Origin of the sequence: Pseudoalteromonas sp. JC3, assembly GCF_030291895.1 — a bacterium.
Taxonomy (GTDB): domain Bacteria; phylum Pseudomonadota; class Gammaproteobacteria; order Enterobacterales; family Alteromonadaceae; genus Pseudoalteromonas.
Window position 1 is genome coordinate 2,607,345 of the sequence record NZ_CP127855.1, and the last position, 15,079, is coordinate 2,622,423.

General features: G+C 42.8%; 18 protein-coding genes. 14 read left to right on the top strand and 4 right to left on the bottom strand.

What is annotated here, in order from left to right; genetic code table 11:
• Window positions 1-245: 245 nt before the first annotated feature.
• Window positions 246-1,058: a DUF8213 domain-containing protein gene (locus tag QSH61_RS10910; protein ID WP_102056985.1), complete on the top strand. Its 813-nt coding sequence runs from the start codon at window positions 246-248 to the stop codon at window positions 1,056-1,058.
• 149 nt (window positions 1,059-1,207) lie between these two features.
• Window positions 1,208-1,492, top strand: coding sequence for a hypothetical protein (locus QSH61_RS10915; RefSeq protein WP_010605040.1), 285 nt, complete (start codon window positions 1,208-1,210; stop codon window positions 1,490-1,492).
• Window positions 1,493-1,531: 39 nt separating this feature from the next.
• On the opposite strand, the gene QSH61_RS10920 is transcribed toward QSH61_RS10915, so the two are convergent.
• Window positions 1,532-1,966, bottom strand: a complete 435-nt coding sequence (locus QSH61_RS10920) for a hypothetical protein (RefSeq protein WP_010605041.1) — start codon at window positions 1,964-1,966, stop codon at window positions 1,532-1,534.
• Between the two features lie 265 nt (window positions 1,967-2,231).
• On the opposite strand from QSH61_RS10920, the gene xthA reads away from it, so the two are divergent.
• The 3 genes from xthA (at window position 2,232) to rlmA (ending at window position 4,543) form a co-directional block, all read left to right on the top strand.
• Window positions 2,232-3,041, top strand: coding sequence for an exodeoxyribonuclease III (gene xthA / locus QSH61_RS10925; protein WP_010605042.1), 810 nt, complete (start codon window positions 2,232-2,234; stop codon window positions 3,039-3,041).
• Between the two features lie 81 nt (window positions 3,042-3,122).
• On the top strand, window positions 3,123-3,746 hold the full coding sequence (locus QSH61_RS10930) for an energy-coupling factor ABC transporter permease (RefSeq protein ID WP_045989339.1): 624 nt from the start codon (window positions 3,123-3,125) through the stop codon (window positions 3,744-3,746).
• Window positions 3,743-4,543: a 23S rRNA (guanine(745)-N(1))-methyltransferase gene (gene rlmA, locus QSH61_RS10935; protein ID WP_206470966.1), complete on the top strand. Its 801-nt coding sequence runs from the start codon at window positions 3,743-3,745 to the stop codon at window positions 4,541-4,543. The genes QSH61_RS10930 and rlmA overlap by 4 nt, the downstream gene beginning before the upstream one ends.
• A gap of 67 nt (window positions 4,544-4,610) precedes the next feature.
• On the opposite strand, the gene yfbV is transcribed toward rlmA, so the two are convergent.
• Entirely contained in the window at window positions 4,611-5,057 is a 447-nt protein-coding gene (gene yfbV, locus QSH61_RS10940; protein WP_010605045.1) for a terminus macrodomain insulation protein YfbV, read from the bottom strand.
• A gap of 152 nt (window positions 5,058-5,209) precedes the next feature.
• Here yfbV and QSH61_RS10945 point away from each other — a divergent pair, with 152 nt between their 5' ends.
• From QSH61_RS10945 to QSH61_RS10975, 7 genes are all read left to right on the top strand, one after another.
• On the top strand, window positions 5,210-6,409 hold the full coding sequence (locus QSH61_RS10945; protein ID WP_174168712.1) for an acetate kinase: 1,200 nt from the start codon (window positions 5,210-5,212) through the stop codon (window positions 6,407-6,409).
• 2 nt (window positions 6,410-6,411) lie between these two features.
• A complete protein-coding gene (gene pta / locus QSH61_RS10950) occupies window positions 6,412-8,559 on the top strand; it encodes a phosphate acetyltransferase (RefSeq protein WP_174169075.1) in 2,148 nt (715 codons plus the stop codon).
• A gap of 157 nt (window positions 8,560-8,716) precedes the next feature.
• Window positions 8,717-9,097 carry an ACT domain-containing protein gene (locus QSH61_RS10955; protein ID WP_010605048.1) on the top strand — a complete coding sequence of 127 codons (381 nt, stop codon included), beginning with the start codon at window positions 8,717-8,719 and terminating at the stop codon, window positions 9,095-9,097.
• Entirely contained in the window at window positions 9,094-9,606 is a 513-nt protein-coding gene (locus tag QSH61_RS10960; protein ID WP_174168711.1) for a PTS glucose transporter subunit IIA, read from the top strand. Before QSH61_RS10955 ends, QSH61_RS10960 begins: the two co-directional genes overlap by 4 nt.
• Window positions 9,603-9,950 carry an ArsC family reductase gene (locus QSH61_RS10965; protein WP_010605050.1) on the top strand — a complete coding sequence of 116 codons (348 nt, stop codon included), beginning with the start codon at window positions 9,603-9,605 and terminating at the stop codon, window positions 9,948-9,950. The genes QSH61_RS10960 and QSH61_RS10965 overlap by 4 nt, the downstream gene beginning before the upstream one ends.
• Complete coding sequence (gene dapE, locus QSH61_RS10970; protein WP_206470967.1) at window positions 9,950-11,077, top strand: succinyl-diaminopimelate desuccinylase; 1,128 nt, start codon at window positions 9,950-9,952, stop codon at window positions 11,075-11,077. The genes QSH61_RS10965 and dapE overlap by 1 nt, the downstream gene beginning before the upstream one ends.
• Window positions 11,070-11,762, top strand: a complete 693-nt coding sequence (locus tag QSH61_RS10975; RefSeq protein WP_102056990.1) for a M15 family metallopeptidase — start codon at window positions 11,070-11,072, stop codon at window positions 11,760-11,762. Before dapE ends, QSH61_RS10975 begins: the two co-directional genes overlap by 8 nt.
• Before the next feature lie 42 nt (window positions 11,763-11,804).
• On the opposite strand, the gene QSH61_RS10980 is transcribed toward QSH61_RS10975, so the two are convergent.
• Complete coding sequence (locus QSH61_RS10980) at window positions 11,805-12,692, bottom strand: NAD(P)-dependent oxidoreductase (RefSeq protein WP_029215781.1); 888 nt, start codon at window positions 12,690-12,692, stop codon at window positions 11,805-11,807.
• Window positions 12,693-12,820: 128 nt separating this feature from the next.
• Here QSH61_RS10980 and QSH61_RS10985 point away from each other — a divergent pair, with 128 nt between their 5' ends.
• On the top strand, window positions 12,821-13,336 hold the full coding sequence (locus QSH61_RS10985; RefSeq protein WP_010373899.1) for a glutathione peroxidase: 516 nt from the start codon (window positions 12,821-12,823) through the stop codon (window positions 13,334-13,336).
• The gene (locus tag QSH61_RS10990; RefSeq protein WP_206470968.1) at window positions 13,302-14,282 is read left to right on the top strand and encodes a 2-hydroxyacid dehydrogenase; all 981 of its coding nucleotides are present in this window, start codon (window positions 13,302-13,304) and stop codon (window positions 14,280-14,282) included. The genes QSH61_RS10985 and QSH61_RS10990 overlap by 35 nt, the downstream gene beginning before the upstream one ends.
• Before the next feature lie 79 nt (window positions 14,283-14,361).
• Here the strand turns inward: QSH61_RS10990 and QSH61_RS10995 are convergent, their stop codons facing one another.
• Window positions 14,362-14,949 (bottom strand): MlaC/ttg2D family ABC transporter substrate-binding protein, encoded by a 588-nt coding sequence (locus QSH61_RS10995; RefSeq protein ID WP_010373895.1) that lies wholly within the window; start codon window positions 14,947-14,949, stop codon window positions 14,362-14,364.
• Between the last annotated feature and the right edge of the window lie 130 nt (window positions 14,950-15,079).

The following is a 15,079-nucleotide window of genomic DNA, read 5'->3' on the forward strand; positions in this document are numbered from 1 at the left end:
ATAGCAAAGGATTGTAAGGAAAAAACTGGGAGATAGTTTTATTAAGCTAAATAAGTAAAGGTAATTAACTGATACTATTTTAAGAATCTAATTAAAGCAAACAACTCATTATTAGATAAAAAAGAACAAAACTATTTATAGCTCAGACTTGACAAACATCCAAATTGAAACAAAATTGTAAACCAGGTTAACCAAAGGTTCTCCTGCTTAAATATTACGATTATTAATTTAAAAAAGGATTTAATATGAAATATCTGTTTTCAACTGTCATTATGGCAGCATTTTTGTTCTCTAGTTTTACCTTTGCTATGAATGATAATACTACAATTTATCTCACTGAAAACGGGATTAAAGGAGTTATCCAGGCTCAACATAGCGTTAAAACAGAGTCGTTTGATCAGAAAGGCATGCATTCTCCAATCGAGTTTTCAGTATCCAATGACTTGCTTGATACTATTTCCGCATCTATCAAATATCAGGGCAATCACTATGCTTTGTTACTCAATCAAGTTAAAAAACAAGTTAAGATAACTGGTACTGATATCAATAATAAACCTCTTATTAATACCCCAGCACTTCGTGCCGACATAAAGAATATGCTACACGACGTAGAGCTTAATAGTGGTTTGATTATGAAAAGCCAATCAACTCTAGATAAGGAGTCGAAACTTGCACTCTTAAAATTCTTCGAATTTTTATCTACCTATCCATTAGGTGAAGCAATTGATCAGCAAATAGAGAGCAAAATCAGTGCACAAGATTGGACTGATCTCTGTGCGTATATGGGTAAATCAAAGACTGCTGTTTGGGATATTACCAACTCGTCTGTAAAGACAAAAAATTATATCGTCGGTGGTCATGGCTTTTGTGCAGCTAGATGTGGTGCGGGTTGTCCAATGTTTGGTGATGGTCAATATACCCAAGATTGCTTGAATCACGATGCCTGTGCCGATGTTGAAGGTGAGCAACTAGGTGTATGTGGTGACGAATGGACTTCAGCCTCAGACGACTTTTGGTTTTCTCCTGACTGTACAACTCCACCACCCTCATTACGTTAAAATAATAATTTTTGGCTGGTATGCTGTTTTGCAAGCGAGATCACTACATCCATATAGGCATTGAGCATGACTAAGTGAAATCGGTATTATCAGCCTAGGTTAATCTATCGGGGGCACAATCACCTGAAATGACTAATAAGGAAATGTTCATGTCACGACAAAGATTGAAGCTATTAACGATAGGTCTTTGCTTAATAGCCTTTACACCCTTGCTTGGTTTACTTCTTGCGGAGCTTATCGCTGAAATTCTTCACTGCCATGTTGCAGAAAGTGCTAGCTCAGATTGTATTGTCGCCGGCTATGATTTTGGTATGCCACTAGCAATTTTATACACAGGTGGTTGGGTAAGTATGATTACGGTCCCTGTTGCGGGCTTGGCAGCTTTAGTTTGTTACATCAAATACCGTGATGCAAAACTAAATAACAACCAATAAAAAAGGGGCTTAACGCCCCTTCTATTCACATCAACTTGATTAAATTGCTGCGTTTCTGAATTCTCTTACAAATTGCTTAACAGGCATATCGTTACAACGTAAGTTGCGAACCTGTTGGTTATTCAAACGTAGGTGATTAACGCCGTGACGTACTGCATCTAAGCATAACTCAGTTGCTGTATCTGACTTTTCAGCAATTAGCTCCACTTTCTTTTCTTGCTTTTGCGAGCGCTTCGCTGCTTTTGCAAACTCACGAATATCTTCACCATTACAGTGGATGCTTGGTGAGAAGCGAGAAATAAATAGGCCTAGTGATGCAGCTTCTTTACGTGCTGCACTGAAACCTTGCTCTGCTGCAACAGCACATACTTTTGTCGCTGGTGATGCGTCAGCTTGAGTGAACTCAACCTGTGAAGCGAAAGCTGTTGTAGAAACCAAAGAAACAAGACCAAAGAAAGAGAGAGATTTAAGCATAATATACCCCAATTGAACGATTCGGCGCGGATTATAATTACAACGACGAATAAGTAAACAGCTAAATCATGCAATTTTGGTTATTTAATGATCTATTTACACTAAGCTAAAATCCTCGTTATCCTCTCGCTAAACTTGTGCAAAATTTAACAACTGCCAACATGCTTGTCAGCTGACTAAATAAGTAATTTCACCCAAGCGCTGACCCTCTCGTTTTTAAGTGATAAACTTTGCCAAATAACAGCAAGAATCTAAAGAGAGCGCTATGAAAATTGTTTCGTTTAATATAAACGGCCTCAGAGCTAGACTACATCAATTACAGGCATTGATTGAAAAACACCAACCTGATGTCATTGGACTGCAAGAAATTAAAGTCCATGACGAAGCTTTTCCTATCGACGATGTAGAAGCACTTGGCTACCATGTTTACTTCCATGGTCAAAAGGCGCATTACGGTGTGGCACTACTCTCCAAGAAACCTGCAAAAGCTATCCAAAAAGGCTTCGCTACGGATACTGATGAATCACAACGTCGTATGATCAGCGGTACGTTTGAAAGTGATTCAGGTAACGAAGTTACCGTTATGAATGGTTACTTCCCTCAAGGTGATAACATCAGCCATGAAACAAAATTTCCGTATAAAAGACAATTTTATGCAGATCTCATGACCCACTTAAATGATTTTGCCGATCCTCAATCTAACCTTGTAGTCATGGGCGATATTAATATTTCTCCATTGGATGCGGATATTGGTATTGGTGAGCAAAACCGCAAGCGTTGGTTAAAGACGGGTAAGTGCTCGTTCCAACCAGAAGAGCGCGAGTGGTTAAAAACACTGCTAGATTGGGGCTTTAAAGATACATTTAGAGTGCTGACACCTGATGCAACCGAAAAGTATTCGTGGTTTGACTACCGCTCAAAAGGGTTTGATGATAACCGAGGTCTGCGCATAGATGTGGTTTTAGCAACCGCTCCATTAACTGCGAAATGTATTGAAAGTGACATAGATTACGAATTGAGAGGAATTGATAAGCCCTCGGATCACGCACCAATTTGGGCAACTTTCGACATTTAATCATCTGCTTTTTCCGCCGAGACTGTAAATACAGTGCTCGGCATAGAGCAAAATCACCAAATTTAAAAACTGGATAGAAACGTGACGTTTATCGCTGCCCTTGGGTTATTTTTACTCAGTTTTCATCGCAAAGAATATCAGCAATTACTACAAGTACCTGCCAGACAAACTGGCGTATTAAGTTGTGCGGTTGTCCTCACGTTACTGTGGCAAATAAAAGCAGGCATTTTACCTGAGCTGAACATTCATATTCTTGGAATAACAGCAGTAACGTTAATTTTAGGTTGGCGACTGGGTGCGTTGAGTGCAACTTTGGCCTGCCTCGTCCATAGTTACTTTAGTGCTTTTACCTTGGTGGAGTTTGGTAATTTTTGGCTGTTTACTGCACTGATACCTGTCTACTTAAGCTATGGACTTTTTGCCCTTTGCTATCATCATTTACCGCGGCACTTTTTCGTTTATATTTTTGTTTGTGCATTTATTTTCGCAGGTACGGTGGGCTGTTTAAAGATACTTCTAAGCGCATTCTATTATTATGCAATCGATGCCTATACTTGGTATCAGTTGGCAGACAATTATCTCCATTTTGCCGTCATAATGTGGTTCCCTGAAGCCATGTTAAACGGCATGGCCATCACCTTACTCATTACATATCGCCCACATTGGGTAAAAACTTTTTTTGATAGGGAATACTTAGACAAATGATCTCCCACTACCGCTGTCCACTGTGTAAACTGCCTTTATATCAAGGTGGTGCAAGCTACAGCTGCAATAATAATCATCACTTTGATATTGCCAAAGAAGGCTATGTCAACTTACTACCCGTGCAAAATAAAAAATCAAAACAGCCGGGCGACAACCAAGAAATGGTTGCGGCGCGTCGGGCATTCTTCGAAACCGATCATTATCATTTTCTACGTGATAGGCTTGCACAAATCGTCTCTGAAAAAGCGCCGGCTACCCTGCTGGACTTAGGGTGTGGTGAAGGCTTTTACACCCATGAAATCGCAAATCGCTGCGAGAATGCCAAAGTCTACGGGGTCGATATCGCAAAGCCTGCTGTCCGCTATGCCGCTAAACGCTATCCTCAAGTAGAATTTAGCGTAGCCTCCATCAAAGAGGCTCCTTTTGAAAATGAATTTGCAGATGTGATTGTGAGTATTTTTGCGCCAGTGTTCGCCGAGGAGCTCGCCCGTCTATGCAAACCATCAGGCAGTTTGTATGTCGTCTCACCCGGCGAGCATCATCTATTCGAACTCAAGTCTCTGATTTATGACAATGTAAAGCTACACAAGGCACCAGAAACACCACAAGGGTTTGAATTGGTTGAACGGACTAAATTACAACAAACACACAGAATGGAATTTGAGTGTGTTGAACACTTAATCATGATGACGCCATTTGCTTGGAAATTTAAGCAACAACACATGGACAGATTACAGAAGATGGACCATATCGAAATCACGCTCTCGTTTTTGATAAACCAATATCAGCGCATGTAACCCTACATCAGCTCACCCATTATGAGCAAATCGCTGCCTACTTGCTTGGTAGGCAGGCAAACAGAAACTACAGATTTTCTTGCGTAAACGCTTTGTCCATTTTATCGAACATATCTTTTAGCAATCGCGCTAAATCTCTATATCTAGGCTTTCTTGAGGACAGGGGTGCATCGTAGCCATTGGCAACCATCTTTTGATGCAGTTCTGTATACCAAGAATACAAAGCCGGATTTAACGGCGTTTCAGCTCTTTTACCAAGCCATAATAACCCTTGGACAGGAAGCGATAAAAAGAATAAAGCAATCGCAATGGCTTGCGGCAGATATTGAAAACCCAATTGGCTGGTCTGCAAAAACAGAGTAAACACCGCCAGCATAGGCATTGTATTTAAAGCAAGTTCTGTCGCCTTGATCACCCTAAATTCGGGGAACAACGGTGCTAACTCCTTGCGCATAGGCCACTCTTTCGAGTATTGACGTCCAAGTTGCACTTGCGAAATAAGACTTTTTTGCATCATAACTCCTAGGTGCTAACTTTTATATAAAAAATGAGGTAAAATCGACGTCTTTACTGTCAACTATACCTTAGTCTAAATGCGTAGCTTATATGCGCTATAGCTTTAAGCTTAATACGCAATAACTGTTATTGTCAAAACGGAAAGTCATTATGTCATCTCAGCATGTTTTGGTTCTTAATTGTGGAAGCTCCAGTCTTAAGTTTGCAATCATCGATAACGCAACGGGAGAGGAGATATTATCAGGTCTGGCTGAACGCCTAGCTGAACAATCACCACAAATTAAATATAAGTTCCAAGGCAACAAGGAAATCGTGCCCCTCAATAGTGGTGATGCGCACCAAGTTGCGATCACAACGCTTGTAAAACTCATCAAAGATCTCGCGTTAGACGCAAATCTTGTCGCTGTCGGCCACCGCGTGGTACACGGCGGTGAGCGCTTTACACAATCTGTCATTATCGATGACTCCGTTATAAATGCTATCCAAGAAACGGCTAGTCTGGCACCTTTACATAATCCAGCTAACCTACTAGGTATCCGCGCAGCTCAAGCCGCATTTGCGCATCTACCGCAAATTGCTGTCTTTGATACGGCTTTCCATCAAAGTATGGATCAAACAGCGTACCTTTATGCTCTACCCTATTCACTATATCGTGAGCATGGTGTTAGACGTTACGGTTTCCACGGCACCAGCCATGCTTATGTATCGGCGCAGGCCATCGAGATTTTAGGCTTAAAAGATAAGCCATCTCGTATTATTACCGCACACTTAGGCAATGGTTGTTCCGTTACCGCAATTAAAGACGGTAAATCGGTGGACACCAGCATGGGCTTAACTCCATTAGAAGGTCTAGTGATGGGCACCCGAAGTGGTGATATTGATCCGGGCTTATTCTCGTTTTTAGTTAATCACCTTAACTATTCAACACAGCAAATTGACACCTTGTTGAATAAACAAAGTGGCCTTTTAGGTATTAGTGAGCTTTCTAACGATTGCCGAACGATTGAAGAAGCAGCGCAGGAAAGCCACCCTCAAGCAACACTGGCGCTTGATATTTTCTGTTATCGTTTAGCCAAACAAATTGCTAGCTTCTTGGTACCACTAAACGGTTTAGATGCACTTGTATTTACCGGTGGAATTGGCGAAAACTCTGATGTTATCCGTGAAAAAGTAGTAAACCAGCTTAACTTCCTTGGCATGCATATCAATAAAGAGTGTAACCTCAACGCACGCTTTGGTAATCAAGGTGTGATCACTGATGAGTCTCACTCTCCTGTCGCTATGGTCATCCCAACCAATGAAGAGTGGGTGATTGCCAACGATGCAGCCACGCTTGCTAAAGGAGTGTAATGATGGGTCGTCGTATTATGCTTATTCCCATTTCTACGGGCGTTGGTTTGACGTCGGTGTCTGTAGGAATCGTCCGAGCACTGGAACAAAAAGCGGTAAAAGTAAATTTCTTTAAGCCAATTGCACAACCTCGCAAAGATGAAGTCGGCCCTGAAAAGTCAACACTCATCGTTCAGCAAGGTTCTACTATTGCCCCACCCACGCCGTTTGGGCTGAGCTACGCTGAGCAAATGATAGGTGATGGTAAAGGCGATGATTTGTTGGAAGAAATTGTGGAGCGCTTTGAAGGCACAGTACAAGACGATGAAGTTGCCATCATTGAAGGAATGGTTCCTACCCGTCGTCAACCTTACGCTGGCCGTGTAAACCGCGAGATTGCGCAAACACTAGGTGCAGATATCGTGTTTGTCTTAACGCCGGGTAATGACTCTATCGACGAGCTTGAAGACCGCTTAGAGATTGCTGCTGGCAATTATGGCGGTGTAAACCACCCTCGCGTATTGGGGTGTATTTTCAATAAAGTGAATGCACCGCTGGATGAAGATGGCAGAGCGCGCGCCGATCTGGTTGATCAATACAAACCAGAAGAACTTGAAAACGAGATGAATCGTTTGGCATCGCTACCTATTTTCAGAAAACACCCATTTCAACTTTTAGGTGCCATACCATGGGACTTTGACTTAGTAGCGCCGCGAGTTATCGACTTAAGCAATTATTTAAAAGCCGAAATCATCAATGCGGGTGATATGGAGCACCGTCGTCTGCGCCGTGTTACTTTTTGTGCAAGAACGGTATCGAACATTCTTAACCACTTTACGCCAGGTGCCCTGTTAGTTACTCCTGGCGATCGTTCAGATATCTTAGTCGCTGCGTGTTTATCGGCCATGAATGGCACCAAGATTGGCGCTATCTTGTTAACTGGTGGATTCAAACCAGAAGAGAAGATCATGACCTTATGCGAGCAAGCGATGGATACAGGTCTACCTATCCTTGCTACTGAGGCTGATACTTGGCGCACTTCTTTGCTATTACACAATTTCAATATGGAAGTACCCAGCGATGACGAGCAGCGCATCGAGCGCGTAAAGCAGCACAACGCCCGTCACATCGATAGCGAGTGGCTGGAAAGTTTGGCCAAAGGGGTCGCAAAAACCCGCAAACTCTCCCCTCCTGCGTTTCGTTACCTGCTGACTGATTTAGCTAGGCGTGCGAGCAAAACCATTGTGCTGCCTGAAGGTAATGAGCCGAGAACAATTAAAGCGGCTGCTATCTGTGGTGCGCGAAATATCGCTAAAACCGTACTGCTTGGAGATAGAGAAGAGATTGAACGTATCGCACAGCAACAAGGTGTTGAGCTTAATGAAAACGTGACTATCTTATCTCCTGAAGAAGAGCTGCAAAAGTACATTGCGCCTATGGTTGAGCTACGTAAAAACAAAGGCCTAACCGAGGTCGTTGCGGCAGAGCAACTGCAAGATAACGTCGTGCTCGGCACCATGATGTTAGCCGAAGGCCAAGTTGATGGCTTAGTATCTGGTGCGGTAAATACCACCGCCAATACTATTCGCCCACCCCTGCAGTTAATCAAAACGGCACCAGGCGCGTCGTTGGTAAGCTCAGTATTTTTCATGCTGCTACCGGACCAAGTGCTAGTATACGGTGACTGTGCAATTAACCCTGATCCAACGGCAGAACAGTTAGCCGATATTGCAATTCAATCTGCAGATTCCGCTGCAGCATTCGGCATTGAACCTCGCGTTGCCATGATCAGCTACAGCACAGGAACATCTGGACAAGGTGCAGATGTAGAAAAAGTGCGTGAAGCCACCGAGATCGCACAAAAGAAACGCCCTGATCTCGATATTGACGGGCCGCTGCAATATGATGCCGCCATTATGGAAAATGTCGCACGTAAAAAAGCGCCAAACAGCAAAGTCGCTGGTAAAGCAACGGTATTTGTCTTCCCAGATTTAAATACAGGTAACACCACATACAAGGCGGTGCAGCGAAGTGCTGAACTTGTTAGCATCGGACCTATGTTACAAGGTATGCGTAAGCCTGTTAACGACCTAAGCCGCGGGGCTTTGGTTGATGACATAGTATACACCATTGCCTTGACTGCTATTCAGGCAACACAAATTGAAGAATAATCTTTATACCAAGGGCTCAATGCATGAGCCCTTTTCTTTTTCATCTCACTAATCCTTTCTTTTGCCTAGAATTCAGGCGAACGCTCTGGTCTTTAAATTGACTTCGCTATACTATGAATTATACCAATTGGTATTTTTCCAAAAACAAGGGTTGGTAATGTCAAAGCAAACGCTGCAATTGCTCAAACAAGAATTTACGATACATAGCTTGGATTGCGATGACGCTGTTCCACAAGCAGTGTTAAACAGTGAAATCTTTTTTATTGCCAAAACTGAGGATGAACTCTCTATAGTTTGCGCGTCAGATATCGCAGTCAGTAGCCTCGCGGCTGAAAGTCATTGGAGAGCATTGGAAGTCGTGGGCCCGCTGGGGTTTTCGCTTACGGGAATTATGGCCAATATTTCTGGTGTGCTAGCAAAGTCCAACGTCTCTATTTTTACGTTATCAACGTACGATACCGATTACATTCTGGTAAAAGAAAGCCAAATCCAGCAAGCGATGCAAGCACTTAAAAAAGATGGATATTTATTACTTTGATTGAACTCTCACCACCAATCCAATATCGGCCAATATCCCAAATCGCAAACCCTATTGCCCATATTCCAAGTCCCTTTTCTGGTAAAGTCTTACCGCTAAGTACATATCCAAACGCGGCGATTGCGTCAGGTATGTTAGGGATTGGTGTTTGTGTACAAATGCGCGTGCCTTTGCTGCTATCTCCTTGTAACGGAAAACTAATCCAGATCAGAAAAAATAACTGCGAATACATTTTACACGCCAATAACGGCTTAAAAATGTTACTGAGCTTAGAAATCGGCAATGAATTTGCCAAACCCGAATATCTCAAAGCAAACAGCTTTGGCAAAACCACGGTAAAGCTTGGAGAGCCGCTATGCTTTTTTGATATTCCACTCAGTGAAGCAAAAACCATGGCCGCCATTGTGCTACTCAATGCACAAAAGCTTGGTGCGTGTTATTATCCTTTAAAACAAGTATCTGCGGCCAAAGAGCCGATAATCACAATTGCAAGGGCGTGTGCTTTATGACAATCACAATGTATGGGATCAGCAACTGCGATACCATTAAAAAAGCCAAAAAATATCTTCAAGACAACAATATCGAATTCACCTTTCACGACTACCGCAAAGATGGATTAGACGAAGCTCTACTCACCGCTTTTATTGACCAACTTGGCTGGGAAAACGTGTTAAACAAACGCGGGACCACATACCGAGCGCTTAGTGAAGAACAAAAACAAAATCTCGATGCGCAGTCAGCGAAACAACACCTTTTGGCGACACCAGCCATGATAAAACGTCCTATTTTGCAGTACCAAGGTCAATATCACTTGGGTTTTAAAGCTGCACAGTATGATGAGATTTTTGCCTAATGAGCGAAGTAGTTAAGCTCGCTCAAGCTCTGATCCAAAGGGCTTCTGTTACACCTGATGATGCTGGTTGCCAACAATTAATAAATGAACGCTTGGCAAAGCTTGGCTTTACCATCGAAGAACACTTCTTTGTTGATACGCTCAACACGTGGGCACGAAAAGGCGACAGCGGACCACATTTTTGCTTTGCTGGACACACAGATGTAGTACCGGTTGGTGACGAGAGCCAATGGCAGCACCCGCCATTTGCTGCAGTGATTGAAAATGACATGTTACATGGCCGCGGAGCTGCTGACATGAAAGGCTCACTTGCAGCTATGGTCGTGGCAACGGAAAGGTTTATCGAAAAACACCCCAACCACAAAGGGTCATTGTCTTTTTTGATAACCTCTGATGAGGAAGGTCCTTTCGTGAACGGCACAACTCGAGTTGTAGATTTATTAGAAGCCCGAAACGAAAAAATTGATATGTGCTTGGTTGGTGAACCTTCATCACGTCATGAGCTTGGCGACGTAGTAAAAAATGGTCGTCGCGGTTCACTCACCGGACACCTAAAAGTGATTGGAAAACAAGGTCACGTAGCCTACCCTCATCTCGCTAAAAACCCCATTCACTTGTCTGCGGCGGCGATTGCTGAACTCAGTCAAACCGAGTGGGATCAAGGGAATGCATTTTTCCCCGCAACAAGCTTCCAAGTTTCCAATATCAATGGCGGAACTGGAGCTGGCAATGTGATACCGGGCTCTTTGCAAGTACAGTTTAACTTTCGCTTTAGCACTGAAGTTACAGCCGATGAGCTCAAACAACGTGTTATTGCAATTTTAGACAAGCATCAACTTGATTATGAGCTTAATTGGATACTGAATGGGCTACCGTTTTTAACAGAGCCAGGCCCATTGCTCGATGTGACGATTGCAGCCATCAAAGAAGTGACGGGAATGCAAACCACACCGGAAACTTCAGGTGGCACATCTGATGGCCGATTTATTGCCCAAACGGGATGTAAAGTAATTGAGCTTGGTCCAATTAATGCCACAATCCATCAAGTCGATGAATGCGTGAGTTGCAAAGACTTAGATCAATTGGCCTTAGTCTATGAAAAGATCTTGGAGAAGTTACTTGCCTAGCCGCTATATGCTTACAAGCGCTGAATGCAGCGCTTGTGGCGTTAATGAATCACATCTGGTTTTTTACCATGGCCGCCATGTGCATAGCGCAATCGTTTCCGATCTCAACGCCCTCTCACAAGCTGCAAAAAAGGCAGGTTTTGAATTCTACATGGCGTCCGCATATCGAGGGTTTGAAAGGCAAAAAGCGATTTGGAATAGCAAGTTTGCGATGCGCCGTCCTGTTTTTGATATCTCTAACCAAGAGGTAGAACTGAGCAACCTCTCAGACATCGACAAAGTAAAAGCAATTATGTTGTTCTCCGCCCTACCTAGTGCTAGCCGCCACCATTTGGGTACTGATCTGGATGTGTTCGCCAAAAACCTTGTACCGACAGGACAATCACTACAACTAGAACCATGGGAATACCAGCAAGATGGACATCAGCACGAATTTTCACTGTGGCTTGATGCGCATTTAGCAACTTTTGGTTTCTACCGGCCTTATGATTGCTATCGAGGGGGAGTTGCTGCGGAGCCTTGGCATATTAGCCACCAGCTAACGGCATCAAAACTTGCCACGTTGCAGTCCGTTGATGCGATTGATGCCGTGCTGAAACGCAGCGATATCAAAGGTAAAGGCGCAATATTGGCGAATCTCAGCGCACTACATCAGCAATTTATCACCAATGTAGCGCAGCCATAACGACAGATCCGAGCTTAAGTTACTTAGACTAGAAACGAAAGGTTATTTGTTTTTGTCGTGGATAGCGTCAAGCCTAGCCAGTAGACTTGAGGTATCAAAACGGTTGCCGCCAAGCGCTTGAACATCCGCATAATATTGATCCACTAAAGCTGTAAGCGCCAAATTTGCGCCGTTACTTCTTGACTCGTCTAGTGCAATGCCTAAATCTTTTCTCATCCAATCGACTGCAAAACCAAAGTCATATTCGCCTGCCAACATGGTTTTATAACGATTCTCCATTTGCCAAGAGCCAGCTGCACCCTTAGCAATCGTTTCAATTACCTTTTCACCATCAAGACCCGCCTTTTTAGCAAAGTGTAAGCCTTCTGCGAGCCCCTGTACCACACCTGCGATACAAATCTGATTGACCATTTTACAAAGCTGCCCAGCACCCACTTCTCCAATTAATTGGCTAAAGCGAGCAAACGCGGCCATGATTGGTTGTGCTTTTTCAAACGTACTTTCGCCTCCTCCAACCATCACCGTTAACACGCCATTTTCTGCACCAGCCTGACCACCAGATACAGGGGCATCTAAGAATTCAACTTGTAATTTTCTGGCTTCTTGCGCTATTTCACGGGCAACTTTTGCAGATGTTGTCGTATGGTCAACTATCACCGCACCCGGCTTTACCCCCGCTAACACACCACTCTCGCCATATACGACTGAGCGTAAATCGTCATCATTGCCAACACACATAAACACAAAATCACAGTCAGTCGCTGCATCTTTAGGTGTAACTGCAAAGTTGCCAGCATACTCAGCGGCCCATTTTTCGGCTTTGCTGGTGGTACGATTGTATACCGTGACTTGGTAACCCGCCTTTTGCAAATGCCCAGCCATTGGATACCCCATGACGCCTAATCCTATAAATGCGACTTTCACTGACATATTTCTGTCCTATTTCGTTGTTATCTTAATAAGAATGGAGTTTTTATACCCGACCACCTCTGTCATAGCAAATGAAAAAACCGCTTTGATACCGAATAACATGAATAAATCACACGGAGCCTGAAAGGATGGAGAATATTTATCGTTTTAGTGCACAACTTATTGATGGCCAAGTTTTGCCATTACAGTCTTTAGCGGGAAGACCGCTATTGATCGTTAACATTGCGAGCAAATGTAGCTTTGCTCCGCAACTGTCTGCACTTGAAAAGCTATACAGCAAATACAAACCTTTTGGATTTGAGGTATTGGCCTTTCCTTGTAATCAGTTCGGTCGCAATGAACCACTTGAAGATGAAATGCTTAAAGAGTTTTACAATACACATTTCAATTTAAGCTTTAAGATCTGTACTAAAACACAAGTCAACGGACCTGATGCACACCCATTATTTAGCTATTTAAAATCTCATACCCGTGGTATCGCGCAAAACCGCGCAATTAAATGGAATTTTACCAAGTTTCTAATAAACTCTGAAGGCATGCTAGTATCAAGATATGCCCCAAGAACAAAACCAGAAACGCTTAAGTCAGTGATAGAGAGCCACATTAATCATGAGAATCGCCCTATTCAGTTCGCAAAACTATGAAGTGCCGTTTTTTGAGCAAGCCGTAAATACCTACTCAGAACTTGAAATAAGTTTTATTAGTGAGTCACTCAATGAAAAAACGGTTTCGCTGTGTCAGCAATATGACGCGGTTTGTGTATTTGTAAACGATACTGTAAATGCACAAGTGATTGATAAACTGGCTGACTATGGCGTTAAAACCATCGCCCTACGCTGCGCAGGTTTCAATAACGTTGATATTCAACAGGCAAAACAGCGTGACATAAAGGTTGTCCGTGTTCCAGCCTACAGCCCAGAAGCGGTTGCAGAACACTGTATCGCGTTGATGCTAACGCTCAGCCGCAAGACACATAAGGCCTACAATCGAGTTCGAGAAGATAATTTTGATCTCAACGGCTTACTCGGTTTTAATATTTACAATAAAACGGTTGGTATCATCGGCTGTGGCAAAATTGGCCAAGCCTTAGTCAGTATCTTAAACGGCTTTGGTGCCAATGTCCTAGTTTATGACCCAAACATAGGGGAAGGTCCTTATACCTTGGTCTCTCTAGATATCTTACTGGCGCAATCGGATATTATTAGCCTACACTGTCCGCTTAATGAACATACCCATCATATTATTGATGATGCTGCGTTTGCCAAAATGAAAGCGGGTGTCATGCTTATTAACACTAGTAGAGGCGCCCTGTTAGATAGCAAAGCCTGTATCGCCGCGCTTAAGTCTAAACGACTCGGTTACCTCGGCTTAGATGTATATGAGCAAGAGTCAGAGCTATTTTTTAAAAACCACAGTGAAGAAATAATTCAAGACGATGTTTTCTCGCGTTTGGTTAGCTTCCCCAATGTGCTAGTTACTGGACATCAAGGTTTTTTTACCAAAGAAGCACTAAAACAGATTGCAACGATAACCTGTGAAAACCTCGACGCAGCAAGACTTGAAAGGCCACTGACAAACCAAGTAGTCTGATTTCAGAACCAAAAAAAAGAGCATATCAGTCATGATGTGCTCTTTTGGTTACTTCAAAGTCGGGGGGAAGTAATTTGATTTATGCTTTACTCTTCAATTCAGCTGTAACCTGAGCCAAACCTACTTCTGAGATTCTCATCGTGATTTCTTTTTGTTTAGCACTCAATAAAGAAATACCTTCAGCAACCATGTCATACACTTTCCAGTCTCCATCTTTGCTTTGACGAAACTTAAAATGCATGTCTATATCTGGTTTTGATTGCTCTCTTATTACCACCTTTACCGTCGCAAAATCAGCACCATCAGAAACTGGTAACTCTTCAAACAATACGTCTTGGCCTTTGTACTGTAAAAGTGCATTGGCGTAGGTAGATACAAGATAGTTATCAACCGCACCAATAAACTCGATGGCTTCGTCTCTTTTTAGCCCTTTAATATGTTTACCAAGCAATTTAAAAGATACAAACTTCACATCGATGTGTGGCATCAAGCGACTACGTACTATGCCCTTCATCTGAGTTTCAGTTGCTTTGCCATCTTGATTAACCGTTTTTATATCAGCAAATAGCTTATCGCCAACTTGGTTAATTAATTCATAAGGTGTGTCATTCGCAAACGCAACACCTGAGAAGATGAGAAAACTGAAAATAACAAGTAACTTTTTCATTGTTTAATCCTTATTAAACTGATGACACTAGTCTATCCAATTTGACGAGTGCAAATAAACATATCAATTCGCACCAAATTGATGCCTCTCCGACATCAATTAACGCAATGTAAAATTTCGCCTTACGATG

Excerpts from the sequence above, each read along its gene's own strand:
- QSH61_RS10910 (WP_102056985.1), top strand. The coding sequence starts at position 246 with ATGAAATATCTGTTTTCAACTGTCATTATGGCAGCATTTTTGTTCTCT.
- QSH61_RS10915 (WP_010605040.1), top strand. The coding sequence starts at position 1,208 with ATGTCACGACAAAGATTGAAGCTATTAACGATAGGTCTTTGCTTAATA.
- QSH61_RS10920 (WP_010605041.1), bottom strand. The coding sequence starts at position 1,966 with ATGCTTAAATCTCTCTCTTTCTTTGGTCTTGTTTCTTTGGTTTCTACA.
- xthA (WP_010605042.1), top strand. The coding sequence starts at position 2,232 with ATGAAAATTGTTTCGTTTAATATAAACGGCCTCAGAGCTAGACTACAT.
- rlmA (WP_206470966.1), top strand. The coding sequence starts at position 3,743 with ATGATCTCCCACTACCGCTGTCCACTGTGTAAACTGCCTTTATATCAA.
- yfbV (WP_010605045.1), bottom strand. The coding sequence starts at position 5,057 with ATGCAAAAAAGTCTTATTTCGCAAGTGCAACTTGGACGTCAATACTCG.
- QSH61_RS10945 (WP_174168712.1), top strand. The coding sequence starts at position 5,210 with ATGTCATCTCAGCATGTTTTGGTTCTTAATTGTGGAAGCTCCAGTCTT.
- pta (WP_174169075.1), top strand. The coding sequence starts at position 6,412 with ATGGGTCGTCGTATTATGCTTATTCCCATTTCTACGGGCGTTGGTTTG.
- QSH61_RS10955 (WP_010605048.1), top strand. The coding sequence starts at position 8,717 with ATGTCAAAGCAAACGCTGCAATTGCTCAAACAAGAATTTACGATACAT.
- QSH61_RS10965 (WP_010605050.1), top strand. The coding sequence starts at position 9,603 with ATGACAATCACAATGTATGGGATCAGCAACTGCGATACCATTAAAAAA.
- dapE (WP_206470967.1), top strand. The coding sequence starts at position 9,950 with ATGAGCGAAGTAGTTAAGCTCGCTCAAGCTCTGATCCAAAGGGCTTCT.
- QSH61_RS10980 (WP_029215781.1), bottom strand. The coding sequence starts at position 12,692 with ATGTCAGTGAAAGTCGCATTTATAGGATTAGGCGTCATGGGGTATCCA.
- QSH61_RS10985 (WP_010373899.1), top strand. The coding sequence starts at position 12,821 with ATGGAGAATATTTATCGTTTTAGTGCACAACTTATTGATGGCCAAGTT.
- QSH61_RS10990 (WP_206470968.1), top strand. The coding sequence starts at position 13,302 with ATGAGAATCGCCCTATTCAGTTCGCAAAACTATGAAGTGCCGTTTTTT.
- QSH61_RS10995 (WP_010373895.1), bottom strand. The coding sequence starts at position 14,949 with ATGAAAAAGTTACTTGTTATTTTCAGTTTTCTCATCTTCTCAGGTGTT.